The organism is Weissella thailandensis (assembly GCF_005405465.1).
GTDB lineage: Bacteria > Bacillota > Bacilli > Lactobacillales > Lactobacillaceae > Weissella > Weissella thailandensis.
This window is the reverse complement of record NZ_BJEC01000006.1, coordinates 104425-117390: the sequence shown is the minus strand read 5'-3', so window position 1 is coordinate 117390 and position 12966 is coordinate 104425. Positions and strand designations below refer to the sequence as shown.

At 41.1% G+C, this 12966-nt stretch carries 9 protein-coding genes and 6 pseudogenes; 2 read left to right on the top strand and 13 right to left on the bottom strand.

Annotated features, from left to right (window positions below; genetic code table 11):
* Positions 1–83 precede the first annotated feature (83 nt).
* Positions 84–606, bottom strand: a pseudogene (locus tag FFM62_RS04045) (IS30 family transposase); the annotation flags it as partial.
* A 141-nt stretch (positions 607–747) separates the two neighbouring features.
* Here FFM62_RS04045 and FFM62_RS04035 point away from each other — a divergent pair.
* Positions 748–1123: pseudogene (locus tag FFM62_RS04035) on the top strand (hypothetical protein).
* Between the two features lie 153 nt (positions 1124–1276).
* Here the strand turns inward: FFM62_RS04035 and FFM62_RS04030 are convergent.
* The 4 genes and pseudogenes from FFM62_RS04030 to FFM62_RS04015 form a co-directional block, all read right to left on the bottom strand.
* A complete protein-coding gene (locus FFM62_RS04030) occupies positions 1277–2650 on the bottom strand; it encodes an MFS transporter (protein ID WP_115470859.1) in 1374 nt (457 codons plus the stop codon).
* A 39-nt stretch (positions 2651–2689) separates the two neighbouring features.
* Entirely contained in the window at positions 2690–4219 is a 1530-nt protein-coding gene (locus FFM62_RS04025) for a multicopper oxidase family protein (RefSeq protein WP_115470858.1), read from the bottom strand.
* Between the two features lie 190 nt (positions 4220–4409).
* A pseudogene (locus FFM62_RS04020) lies at positions 4410–5060 on the bottom strand (polysaccharide pyruvyl transferase family protein); the annotation flags it as partial.
* Positions 5061–5138: 78 nt separating this feature from the next.
* A complete protein-coding gene (locus tag FFM62_RS04015) occupies positions 5139–5387 on the bottom strand; it encodes a GlsB/YeaQ/YmgE family stress response membrane protein (RefSeq protein ID WP_075269763.1) in 249 nt (82 codons plus the stop codon).
* Positions 5388–6151: 764 nt separating this feature from the next.
* Here FFM62_RS04015 and FFM62_RS10375 point away from each other — a divergent pair.
* A complete protein-coding gene (locus FFM62_RS10375; RefSeq protein WP_258088552.1) occupies positions 6152–6274 on the top strand; it encodes a hypothetical protein in 123 nt (40 codons plus the stop codon).
* A gap of 80 nt (positions 6275–6354) precedes the next feature.
* On the opposite strand, the gene FFM62_RS04000 is transcribed toward FFM62_RS10375, so the two are convergent.
* The 8 genes and pseudogenes from FFM62_RS04000 to FFM62_RS10105 form a co-directional block, all read right to left on the bottom strand.
* The gene (locus FFM62_RS04000; RefSeq protein ID WP_165845888.1) at positions 6355–7098 is read right to left on the bottom strand and encodes an alpha/beta hydrolase; all 744 of its coding nucleotides are present in this window, start codon (positions 7096–7098) and stop codon (positions 6355–6357) included.
* 515 nt (positions 7099–7613) lie between these two features.
* Positions 7614–9716: a copper-translocating P-type ATPase TcrB gene (tcrB, locus tag FFM62_RS03995; RefSeq protein ID WP_115470856.1), complete on the bottom strand. Its 2103-nt coding sequence runs from the start codon at positions 9714–9716 to the stop codon at positions 7614–7616.
* A 138-nt stretch (positions 9717–9854) separates the two neighbouring features.
* Positions 9855–9989, bottom strand: a pseudogene (gene tcrZ / locus FFM62_RS10210) (copper chaperone TcrZ); the annotation flags it as partial.
* Between the two features lie 93 nt (positions 9990–10082).
* A pseudogene (locus FFM62_RS10480) lies at positions 10083–10175 on the bottom strand (cation transporter); the annotation flags it as partial.
* 55 nt (positions 10176–10230) lie between these two features.
* A complete protein-coding gene (locus tag FFM62_RS03980) occupies positions 10231–10686 on the bottom strand; it encodes a CopY/TcrY family copper transport repressor (protein WP_115470854.1) in 456 nt (151 codons plus the stop codon).
* 187 nt (positions 10687–10873) lie between these two features.
* Positions 10874–11302, bottom strand: a pseudogene (locus tag FFM62_RS03975) (DUF305 domain-containing protein).
* 38 nt (positions 11303–11340) lie between these two features.
* The gene (locus FFM62_RS03970) at positions 11341–11772 is read right to left on the bottom strand and encodes a YdhK family protein (RefSeq protein ID WP_115470853.1); all 432 of its coding nucleotides are present in this window, start codon (positions 11770–11772) and stop codon (positions 11341–11343) included.
* Entirely contained in the window at positions 11762–12679 is a 918-nt protein-coding gene (locus FFM62_RS10105) for a DUF1541 domain-containing protein (protein ID WP_147161009.1), read from the bottom strand. The genes FFM62_RS03970 and FFM62_RS10105 overlap by 11 nt, the downstream gene beginning before the upstream one ends.
* Positions 12680–12966 lie beyond the last annotated feature (287 nt).

The following is a 12966-nucleotide window of genomic DNA, read 5'->3' as shown; positions in this document are numbered from 1 at the left end:
ATCATCTTGATATCGTTTCATTGGAATGCTCCTATCTTGTTTTATTAATTATGGCACAACTGTTCAGAAATTTATGTACCAAATACTAGGATAGGAGCACTATGCCCACGAGGACCAACGACTGTATCTAGTTCAAAATCGCCGATGCGATTACGTTGATTAATCATCATGGGACGCTGTTCAATTGATCGCCCCAAAGATTGATTATATTTGGATCGTTGGTCAACGTTACGCCGTTGGCGTACGCCATGTTCAGGTAGATCATTCAAGGAGAAACCAATTCTCCCCTGATTTAGCCAATTATAAATAGATTTAGTAGCTAGTTTAAATTCGTGAGCAATCACTCCTGGTGACCAGCTTAGACGTAAATGGGTGAGAATTTTTTTACTTTAACTCATCGCTCAGCTTAGTTTTCCGACCACATCGTGATCGCTTGTATTCGGCATCTGTTTGTGCTAATTCAGACTGATAAGGTTGACATCGAGATAATTCATAAGGAATTTTTGACGGTGATCGGTTCAGCCGAACGCCCATTTGGATATTGGACAGCCCTAGTTCACAAAAGGTTTCGATTTTAATTCGTTCGGAATAGGTTATACTAGACAAAAGACCATCTCCTAAAAGATGGGTTTGTGGTAAACACCATTTTAAAGGAAGCTGATCTTTTTTGTCCGAACAGCGTTCGGATTAATTTTACAATCTACCATAACTGCTATACTAAAAGTGAAAAGAAGAGGAGTGATCATTTTGAAATTGTATCAAAGCCTTACCCAAGTCCAAATCAACGAACAATTCGCTGGTCAAGCAACCAACTACAAGCTTTCCACGACCCTTGATAAGCCGCTGAACTACGATCCAACGATTCTCTATTAGTATTTGGATACCGTCCTGAAACCGGGCAGTCGCCACGACGAAAACAACTTGCGCTACGTGACTGATCCGGGCTATATCGGCGAAAACTTTAATTACCAAGGCGTCCCGTTTACTTCGCATTACTTCGCGCATGACCGAATTCGACGAGAAGATGGCCTTCGCACGCAAACTGGTGGCCGACCTTAATCGTCATTTATCTGTCAACGTCAAACCGGAAGATGAAACTATCGAACTGGTCTTTGTTGACTAAAGCAACCGTGTTACCCTCCTTTCCTAGTCGCAATGCTTCTCTCCTGATCATTTGCGGCTAAGTACCCAGTCAAGCATGCTTAGTTGCAACAAAAATGACCGTCTACTTTTTGGTAGGCGGTCATTTTTGTAGATGTAAAGCACGAATCCGCAGCTATACCGCTTTCTTCGCGACTTCCTTTGGTAACGTCAACGCCAACAGCAAGCCAATCAGGCCCACGCCAGCAAACACAGCGAAGGTAACAGCAAAACCGCCAGCATGACTTCGCAGCGTGGTTTGCATGCCATCCAACAACACTGTGGCGAACATGACACCGGCAGAACCGAATAACTGACGAGCCGTCGTTGTAACCGCAGTGCCGTCTGCCACGAGCTCATTCGGCAAAGCATTCGCGCCAGCTGTCACTGAAGGCATCATCACAAAGGCATTGCCGGCTTCAGTCGCCATCGCCAACATAATTGCCCAAATCAGCGGTAAATGATGGGCAAAGACTGCTAACAGACCAAAGCCGCCAGTAATCAACAACATGCCAATCATGGCCACGACACGCGGTCCAAAGCGATCCAGTAGGCGCCCGCTAATTGGATTCAAAATACTCAGCAACACCGCAGCTGGCACTAAGGACAAGCCAGAAATCAACGGTGACAAACCAAGTAGCGTTTGAAAGTAAAGCGGCATCAGGATAGTGGTGACAATCAAACCGACGTATGAAATTCCGGTCAGAAACATCGCTTTAGTAAACATACCAGTGGCAAAAACTCGCATTTGCAACATTGGTGGTTGGCGATTCAATTGCCGAACAACGAAAATACCAGCTGCCAGGACGCCTAAAATCAACAAACCAACCACGCCAACAGTTAAGCCTTTTTTCGACAAAGCACCCAAAGCATAAAGTAGAATTGGAAAACTTGCGGATAAAAGGAAGGACACCCAGTCCAGTTGCGTCGGTTGCAATGGCATGACAGACGCAATGGTCACCGTTGAAACGGCCAGCACAAGCAGCGAAACGACCAAGAAGAACAAGAATAAAGTCTGCCAAGGGAACCATGTCAGCAAAACACCGGAAATAATCGGACCGACTGCCAAGGCTGAGCCCATGACCAATCCCGCCGTGCCCATCACCCGACCACGCTCCCTATGCGGCGTAATCGTCAGCAACACGGTCTGGAAACTCGGGAAAATAATCCCGACCGCAATCGCTTCAAGCAACCGGCCAATCATGAGCACGGTAAAACTCGGTGCCCAGATACATAAGCCTGTCCCAATGGCAAAAATGAGTTCAATCGCTTGGAAAAGCCGTTGGAAAGTAACATTATGCAACAGCCATGGGCTAACCGGAATCATCAAGGTCATCACCAACATAAAGCCGGTTGTCAGCCAAGCAACTGTATCCGCCCCTAAACCAAAAGCTTTCATAAAAGCAGGATAAGCGGTGCTTAAAGAAGACTGAGAAATTGACATCGAAAAGGTGCCTGTCAGTAACGTGGCGACAAAAGCCCCGCGATGTTTGATCGTTGGAGAGTGCATATTAAAACCATCTTTTTCTATATTAGTATTGTGGGACGTTTACATTTTCATTCCCATTTTTTCATAAGACTGCATACCGCCCATCCAAATCTCAGATGGTTTGACGCCACGTTCTTTAGCCAAGGCCATCATTAACGTATCCATATCCATCAATTTATATTCTTGCTTTGGCTTGGCTGGATCGAATGTTTCAATCTGTGCCATCATTCCGCCATCTTCGTGCTCAATGATATGGCAGTGATACATATAAACCCCTGGCAAATCAAAGCGAACCAGCAGCCGAACCGTTTCACCAGGATTCACGCCAACGGTATCTTTGAAACCATGTTCATTTGGATACGGCGCATGCCCATTCCGCGACAAGACTAAGAATTGGGTTCCATGCACATGGAATGGATGAACCATTCCAGGCGCATCATTGCTATTGGTAACATCCCAGTACTGGGATTTGCCAATTGGTTGCGTGGCATCAATCCGCTGCATGGCAAACTTTTTTCCATCAATCGCAACACCTTCGTCCATCCCCTGCATCACAACGTGGCGAACTGGCAAAGCCGGGTCAACCACTGGTGCCTTCACATCGAACAACTTATCAGGCAAGGTAGTCTGATCCGGTTTGAACGCATGAATGCGGAACTTTAGCAATGGCACATCATCCGTATATAAGGTGACCTCGTCGCCTTCATGGTATTGGCCAAAATCAACAATCACTTCGGCACGCTCAGCACAAGTCAGCATCAAATGGGTAAATTTGACCGGCTCCGGTAACAGTGAGCCATCCCCGCCAATTTGCGTAAATGGTAGGTCATCGGAAAAATGCAACCGCCATTCACGGCGATTAGAACCATCCAGAAAACGCAACCGGACCTTTTGCGTGGTGACATCAAAATAGGGATTGATTGTACCGTTAATCATTGCAGTTGGCCCAGCAACACCGTCAGGATCATAATCAGCCCGGTAGTCCCACTGGTTGTTCTCATGAAAACGCCGGTCTTGCAAAATGACCGGAATATCGTCAACGCCATAGTTCCTTGGCAATGGCAGGCTGACTTCATGGTCGTCTTTGACAATCACCATAGCAGCCAAACCATGCCAAACCTGCTCGGCTGTGGATGGGCACGGATGCGCGTGCAGCCACAAAGTCGTCGCCGGTTGTTCCAATGTGAAGTCGATATGCTTACTTTCACCCGGATAAACCGGTGCATGGCATCCGCCATCAACATAAGGGCCACTGACATTAGCCCCATGCCAATGAAAAGTGGTCAACTCAGGCAGGGTGTTTTTCAGTGTCACATGCGTATGTTGACCACGGCGATACACAATCGTCTGACCTAACAGACTGGTATTATAGCCCCACGTCTTGGTCTTCGCCCCAGGTAACAGTTTCGTTTCCCCAGCCTCTGCTGTCACCGTGTAATAAACGTCGGTCGCCGTCTCTTTATCCGGTTTCAACAACGGCGGCACATTTAAGGGCTTCTCAGGCGCATCACTGACCTCAAGCGGCACGTAGCCGCCATCGTGGAGATCAAACGCTGGCTCATCAAAGAAATAGTTCATATAGGTTTTCATCGTGATTTCCCCCTCTGACAAGAATTTTAACACTTTTTAGAGTTGCCATAAACATAATTTAGAATTAATCTAAAGTAGTATCGAAAAATGGTATAGGTCTTATCCATACACTTGAGGAGGATTTTCATGCAACAAATGTTATCAAAAAGTTGACTTTTTCCTACCGATTATGTGCAATTAAATCATGTAACTATTTAAAATCAGGGATAAGATCATAAGCATGAGTTTTGACTTCCATGACCGCGTTTATTTGTTGTTTAATCCTCTCGTTATCTTCCTTATCGGTATAACTAACCCAGTTGATATGCTCTAGCCAATCAAAGTAAGCGTGCTTTCCTTTTCCATAACTATTTCCAAATAATAGGCAAGGTGTTCCTGTTAGAACGGAAAATACCATTGCATGCCAGCGATCTGTAATAATTATTTTTTGGTGCGAGAATAGTTCTAGTTCTGAATCAAATAATGCCTCCCGAGTAATAGGTGTTATCTTTTGTGGTTCGTCTAGAACGGTATCAACTCATTTTATAGGGCGTTCATTTCCTAAAATATCTTTTATATTGTCAATCGTATTGTCAATCGTACTTTTTTTAACAACTTTTTCTGAATCATGCCGTAAAACGAATAAAGCCCCATTTCGATTGAAATTCCAGTTAACAGGTTTCATATATAAAACCATGTCAGGTGTAAAAATGACTGGGTTATCAAACGTTGATTGCATACGATGAAAACTTTGAGCATCACGTGCCACTAACACGAGATTAGGATTTTTCCGGTAAGCCTCTTGACTCTTTTGTTTTTCAATCTCACCATCTTCATTGTTTTCAAAATGTATTGATTGAGGTGATCAAAAATATTTTCTTCATCATTAGATTTAGGATCATCCTTTTTATTTTGCTATGATCAAAATTCCCCTTTTATTTCAATGTTTGATTCGAGTTGTGATCCAAGAAACAATAATTACTAGAATAACTGCTCCTATGATAGAAGGCACTAATGCCATGCCAGCAAGACTAGGCCCCCAGTTACCTAACAAACTTTCGCCTAACCATGAGCCAATTAATCCAGCAAGTATATTGCTAATCCAACCCATAGCAGCACCTCGACTAGTAAGCACTCCGACTACTGCTCCAATTATTGCACCGACTATTAAGGTCCAAATAATTCCCATTTTCTATTCTCCTTTTTGCTTTTAAAATATTCTAGTTATATCACTTACTAGATAATATAGTTTAATAATGCTTACAAAAATTAATACAGGATATTTTCAAAGTTTTTAATGCTCTTATACTAAAAAAAATGAAATTAGAAGTGACAGTGAAAGTAGATGACCTGTGTGAAACTCTGGTGTTGAACCAACGTGAATTTGCTAGTTTAATCCACAATTGTACGCGTTGAAAATGGCTCTATAAACGCATCAACAAGCATACTTTCCGAGATAGTCCAAGCTACTCATTAACGCTTAACCGTTCAATCTATTCCTGCGTTTTAAGGCTCATTATATCGTTAATAAAAACAGTCCCATTATCTAGCAATTTGATAATGGGGCTGTTTTAATATATCTGTAAGGGGTTATTTAAAAATGAACCCTATTAGAAGGTTATCCTCTAGTCATGAACGATTGTTTGCATTTAGAATCTCGCGTCAGTGATCATATAATCGATCAACCGTCACACCAAAATAATCTGTGGGATGCTCATAGCTCTTACTCTTTAACCTTTCAATCGCAGTCGGTTTAAATTCATTTTTTTCCACCCCGGTTCCTTCTTTTTTTTAGATAGACATTCACGTGGTGAACAGTGACATTAAGTAAGGTGCTCTTATGCTAGATTTACAGGGCAGAAGAAAATCTGTCTCAAATATTGACTTCAATCTATCAAGCTTTTGACAGAATATGAAGGCGATTTCAAATACGAATTCGTTAAAAAAACCGGTATGAAACTTGAATTCAAAGTAACCCCTGATAACGATTTGGATGCCGCTGCTAAATTTGCCAAGAACTTAATTAAAGGTGAAACTTGGGGTACCGTACTTTTCTTTCAAGCAATTGCTGAGTAATGTTCATATAAATAAAGACCGGGGAGTGCAATAATCCCGGTCTTTTTGTTTACTTAATTTTCGAAGATCACCTTATTTTTCTACAAACAAACTTCTGAAAAATTCTCCCCGTGCTGATTAGCTTTAGCTGCCACGGCATCACGTTGATTCAATTGAAAAACGTGTTCGCGCGGATCACTTTCCGTACCGAAACTGGCAAATCGATGTGCCAGGTGATGGTCCAATAGAAATTGATCAAAGCGCACGCCCTCATCATGTAAAAAGTCATGATTGGCGGTCAGTACAAAAACTGGTGGAAAATCAGGCGTCACATAGTTTTCTGTATGCAGTTCCTGATCATATTTATGCATCATTTCTGGTGTAAAATAGGTGCTCATCAAACTGTCCGGTGTTATGGCACCAGGACGTTTTACAAAATAAAAGCCACTATTCAGTGCTCCACCTCGGACAACAAGTTGCCCACTAGAGACTAATCCCAGCGCCTTACGATATTTAGGATTCGCATATGCTGTCAAATACTGATAGGCGAGCGTGCCACCCGCACTATCGCCAATGATGAAAACATTATTTGTATCTAAATGATAGTCTTGCCCGTGATCAGCAACCCATTTTGCGACGAGTGCCGTATCTTTCAGTGCGCCTGGAAAAATGGATTGAGGTGCCAGCCGATAATTGAAATTAACAACGCCAAATCCATGTCTCGCCCAACCAAGGCAGTAATGCTGATAAAGCTCTTTGGACCCGTATACGTTCCCCCCACCATGAATATCGATAATGGTAGGCACACTTTGTGTCACATCTTTAGGTGTATAAACATCTAACAAATTTTCTTCACCAGCTGGACCATAACTGATGTTGTCATATCGTTTGACATCCGGAAACTCCGTTGGTAGTCCTGCATCTCATTTCTCATCTGAAGCGCGCCACTGATCTGTTGTGCGTTTAATATCGTCTAGTACTGCTTGTGTCACTTTCATTATGAATTTCCCCTTTACGTTCAAAATTGAAACTCATGGGCCTAATTAAGGTGTCAATCGTCTCTGGTTGTGTTATACACCTTTAATATAAGCCTTATCACAGAAATATCAAATCTTATTAAAACATACACATAATTCACTCTTTCGAATGATTCATGTGCCTGAATTATTTTATTTATACCCAATCGCAATCGTATCTCAAATGTTGCCTAAGTAACTGAATAAAAATAGTCCAATTTATTGACTTCTGAGCAAAAAGGAAGAGATGATTTTTTAAATTATTTCATCTCTTCCTTTCCTGTGAAACTATTGTATTTTTACACGATAAGGTCATTCAATTATTTCATGTGCCAAATAACTGTTTATTTTGGATCTAATTTCAATGTCATAGCATTGATGGCAACAATTACAGTCGAAAGTGACATCAAGACGGCACCGACTGCTGGACTTAATGTTATGCCGATTGGTGCTAGTATTCCTGCAGCTATTGGGATCGCGATAAAGTTATACCCTGCTCCCCAAACAAGATTTTCTTTCATCTTACGTGTGGTCTTCTGAGCCAACTCGATAAAGGATTCAATGTCGCCAGGGTCTGACTGTGTCAAGATGACATCGGCTGAATCCAATGCTACTTGAGTTCCGGCACCAACAGCTATACCAACGTCTGCTAATGCAAGAGAAGGTGCATCGTTGACCCCGTCACCGACCATGATAACTTTCTTTTCTTCTGCTTTAAGTTTTTCAACTAATTCATATTTGTCTTGAGGAGATTGATTAGCTAGATAATCAATACCTAAAATTTCTGCAGTCCCTTGAGCCGCTTGTTCATTGTCACCCGTTGCCATAATCGGCTGAATCTTGTTCTTTTTAAGGGCTTGTATTAAGGCTTTACTTGTCGGTTTTAATTCGTCCCCTAAAGCTACAGCACCGATTGCTTCGTCGTTTTCTACTAAGACACTGAGGGTTGCTCCTTTTGGAATATCCATATCCAGATTACGTTCATATGCTTTTTGACTGATTAATTGATAACGATGTCCGTTAGCTTGACCTTCTACACCAGCGCCAGAAATAACATCGATCGAATCAAAACTTACTGGACGTATCTCTTGCTGTTCTGCGTAACTAATAATTGACTGAGCGATAGGGTGACTAGATCCACCTTCGATACCTGACAATAAGGCAACGATTTCATCTTTCGTATATTTATCATTAAGGAGTTCAACATCTAATACTTTAAACTCACCAGTTGTTAAAGTTCCAGTTTTATCTAAAACCATAACATCTGCGTTTGTAGTCAACTCCAAAGCGTACCGGTCCTTCACTAATAATCCCCGACTGGCCCCTAAGCTGGTACTACGAGCAGTCACCAATGGAATAGCCAGACCCAGGGCATGCGGACAAGCAATAACTAATGTGGTGACTGTAAAAATAACTGCCGTTGGTACATCAGCTATAACCATCCATATGACAAAGGTAATAAGAGCTACAATAACCGCAATATAAAAGAGCCATCCTGCAACTTTTTGTGCAAGATTTTCTGTTCGAGAAGGTTGGCTTTGAGCTTGACTGATTAATGTCTGAACCTGAGAAATGAAGGACTTATCGCCCGTCTGCTTTATTTCCACATAGAGGAATCCGCCACCATTGGTTGATCCACCGATGACCTCATCTCCAGGATTTTTTTCAATTGGTTTCGATTCCCCAGTCACAAGCGCTTCGTTTACACGTGATTCGCCACGCTGGATCGTTCCATCTGCTGGAACATTTTCTCCGGCTTGAACACGAATCAAATCACCTACTTGCAAGTCAGCAACTGGACGAGTCTCAATCGAATCGTCTTCTAAAACAACATGAGCATCTTTCGGCACCAACTCAGCCAATGATTTTTGCGCGTCCCCTGCTTCACCCAATGCCTTCATTTCAATCCAGTGTCCTAATAACATGATTAAAATTAACGTTGTAAACTCAAAGAAGAAGTCCATGACATGTTCTCCAGTCACATATCGAGCGGCCACTGCGTAAACACTATAGGCATAAGAAACCGTTATTCCCAAAGTAATCAAGGACATCATGCCTGGAGCTTTTGAATTAAACTCATCTTTCGCACCCATTAAGAATGGTTTTCCGCCAAAAATGTATAGAATTGTTGCCAATACAGCTGCTACAACGTCTGCATAAGGAAAGATAATTTGGAAAGGCAACTGAATCTCCATCAAAGGAGTAATGAGTAAGATTGCAATTCCTAATGGGAGTGACTTCAAGAAAATCTCCTTAAAGCTACCGTGATGGTGGTGGGCATGCCCTCCCATTGCGCCATGATCCATTTCACTGTGATCCATCACACTATGATTCATCTTACCGTGATCCATCTGACTATGTTCCATTTCATTATGGTCGTGTTTTGAGTGATCCATGTCGCCGTGATTATGATGACTATGTGACGAATGTTGTTTGTTATTCCTCATTTTTAATTCCTCCTTATTATATTAGAGACTGATTTTAAAGTCTTAGAACTTTCTCATCTAACACTGCATATAATCCTCATGAAAAGGGTTCTATACTTTATCTCTATCTACTATCTATAAGTAAATGGTGTTCGTACTTTATGCACTTAATACTGAATAGTTAGTTTCTGCTAAAGCAGCATTGAGCGTTTCGGTATCATTCTCTGTTTGACTTTCAAGTACTGCTTTTTTAGTCGCTAAATCAACCTCTACAGATTCAACCCCTTCAATTGCAAAGGTTTGCGTCTTTCCCTCTTGGGCAATCAGTTCATACCCTGAATTATCCACCGCTTTTTGTAGATTTTCTACCGAAAAAGTTGGTTCATTGTATTCTATACTCAACTTTTCTGTTGCTAGGTTCACAGAAGACTGTGTGACCCCACGTACTTTTTTGCCGCTTTTTCTACTGTCTGCGCACAAGACGCACAGGTCATACCTTCTATGGCAAACGATTTATTCTCCAATTTTTCGCTCCTTATCCTCCATGATGATGTAAATGGCATTCGCATTGCCCTTCTGTACACTGACAATCCACTTCTTCTACTGCGAAAGCTTTTTTCATCTCTAATATTTCTTCTAGTCGCTGGATATCATCGAAGCTTAAGACATGATCTTCAATGATACTCCCTACTACATTCCCGACATTCTTTCGACAAATACGGTTGAAAATATCGTCTGTATAATTTCCTACGGCTTCTTTCTCTTCAATATTGGTAGTATAAATAAATTTTCTACCTTCTTGCTCTGTATTTAGTACGCCTTTTTCAACCAGTCGACCTAAGAGCGTTTTAATAGTGGCTGGTTTCCAGTCCATTTTTTCTTTCAATATGGAGATGATTTCTTTACTAGTCACTCGACCATTCGCCCAGACTACACGCATAACTTCCCATTCAGCATCTGTGATATGAGGGTTAACTACTATTGTACTCATTCTCTTTCCCTCCTTATTGTCTACATGCGTAAACTTAAATGTTTGAGACAATTATACTATTATAAACCATTCTTGTAAAGTCTTTTTTAAATAAATGTAACCAGCTATTATTGCCTTTGTTTTCCTATCTTTACCCAACACTAATTATAAGGTTACCATTGATTTACTTCTTAAATTGATTGAATGTTTATTCTTCTCCGTTTTCTTCTATATCTTCAATTAATTGTTCCATCTCAGCAATTTCTTCTTGGGCTTGGATAATTTCTTCGCTTAATTACTGCACCCGTGAATCTGTGAGATTGGCATTTTCACTCGTCATAATAGCTGTAGAATGGTGTGGAATCATAGCTCTCATCCAAGCAGTATCATCTACGCCAACTTGGTTTTGAATAAGCCCAAACGATCCCAGCACGAGTAAGACTGAAAGCCCCATTATAACGGCGTTTAATTTTTTATTATCATACATTTTCCACATAAAACCCATCATAATAATAGCCATGACTGCGCCCATCAAAATAGCCATATAAACACGGGTTTGACTCAAGTAAATGTGCGCAAATTCATTGACATTCACAAACATTAGAAAGTACATAATGACTGTTAAAGTTAAAATCATGAGGGCAAATTTTAGGTATTTTAATGTACCACTAGTAATTATTGAGCTAATTCTTCTTCAACAAACCATTTATGATTGCGAACAACTGCTCCGCCATCTGTTGGCTGGTAATCCACCATATAAACATTCGTAGTTACAGCGTCATCAATTATTGCAGTTGCTCCTTCCATACCTTCCATATGGTTGGCTTCTAATGTCACTTCTTCTCCAGGTTCAAATGCGCCTTTGGTTGACTCAGAAATTTCTTCGTGGATAACCCAGCGATGATTTTCCTCTCGTTCTCCACCATTGGTTGAATTGAAAGAAACTTCATAAGCCGTCGTAGCAAATACGCCAGAAACAGTTGCTTCGGCACCTTCCATTCCAGGCATATGACCGTGCTTAAGAATAACAGATTCTCCTACTTCGTACATCGGATTTTCAGCTCCTTCCAAGCCTTCTGTAATTTCTCCCGACTCATCATGCTTCATATCTCCCCATATTATCCATATCTCTTGTTTTTTTGGACTCGCTAATTATCTGGTTCTCATAGCTATCTTCTAATGATGGTTGATTTTCAAGTGTGTAGTTAGCAAATATTAAATCAGCGTTTTTAATATTAAATGCTTCAGTTAAATCGTCTACTGAAAAATTAGTACTTTGAGAAATCGCCCAGAGAGTATCTCCCCCAACCACTTCGTAATTTTGAAGTTCTTCTAATGTATCGTATTGGGAAACATCTGCTTGTACTTCTTCTACTGTACGTGCTCTCCAAAATTGGCTTGAGTCTTGTTCTTCTTCCCCTAATTCTTCTTCTGTTAGCCATTTATGATTTTCAACAGTATCGTCTGTTTCTGTATCCGTGTACGTGACCATATAAACAGTGGTGTCCTCTGCCGAATCAATGGTTGCGGTCGCCCCTTGCATACCGGGCATATGGTTAGCTTCTAGAACGACTTTGTCACCTACTTGGTAAGGCTCGTCTTGGGCATTTTCAACTTCATCGTGTACAACCCATTTGTGATTGGCGATTTCCTCTCCTGTTTTGGTATCGTTATAGGTGATTTCATAGGTAATTGAATCAAAGGCACCTACAACCTCACCTGTAGCTCCCATCATTCCTGGCATGTGATCGGTTTGAATCGTTACTTCGCTTCCTTCTGGATAAGTTGGATTTTCTGCCTCTACCAATCCTTCTGGAATTTTCCCAGATTCATCATGTTTCATACCTTCGTGGCCTGTTTGAGATTTATCCGTTGCTTCGCTAGCCACCGTTTTCGAGCCAGCTTGAGCAGCATTATCTGCATCATCAAGTGTATTCGCGCCTACCTTATTCACTAGTGGATAAGAACTTAATAATGCTACAGATAAAAGACTACTTATAATTGTTTTTTTCATACGATTTGTCTCCTTTTGGTAATACAACCTTCGTCTACAAATGTAGTTTAATGAACTTACATGTAATTTATAATTACCCCTTATCATTGTCAAGCACTTTGATTTTTATCAATTACAAATGAAGACTAATGATCATGGATTAATAAACATTACCTAATCACTTTTTGCCATATTCATTTCTTATAACTATAGGTTGCAACATAAATCTTAACGAAAGATATGGGCTTGACTGAATGCTCAGAAGTCAATAAATTGGACTATTTTTGTTCAGTTAATTAGGCGACATT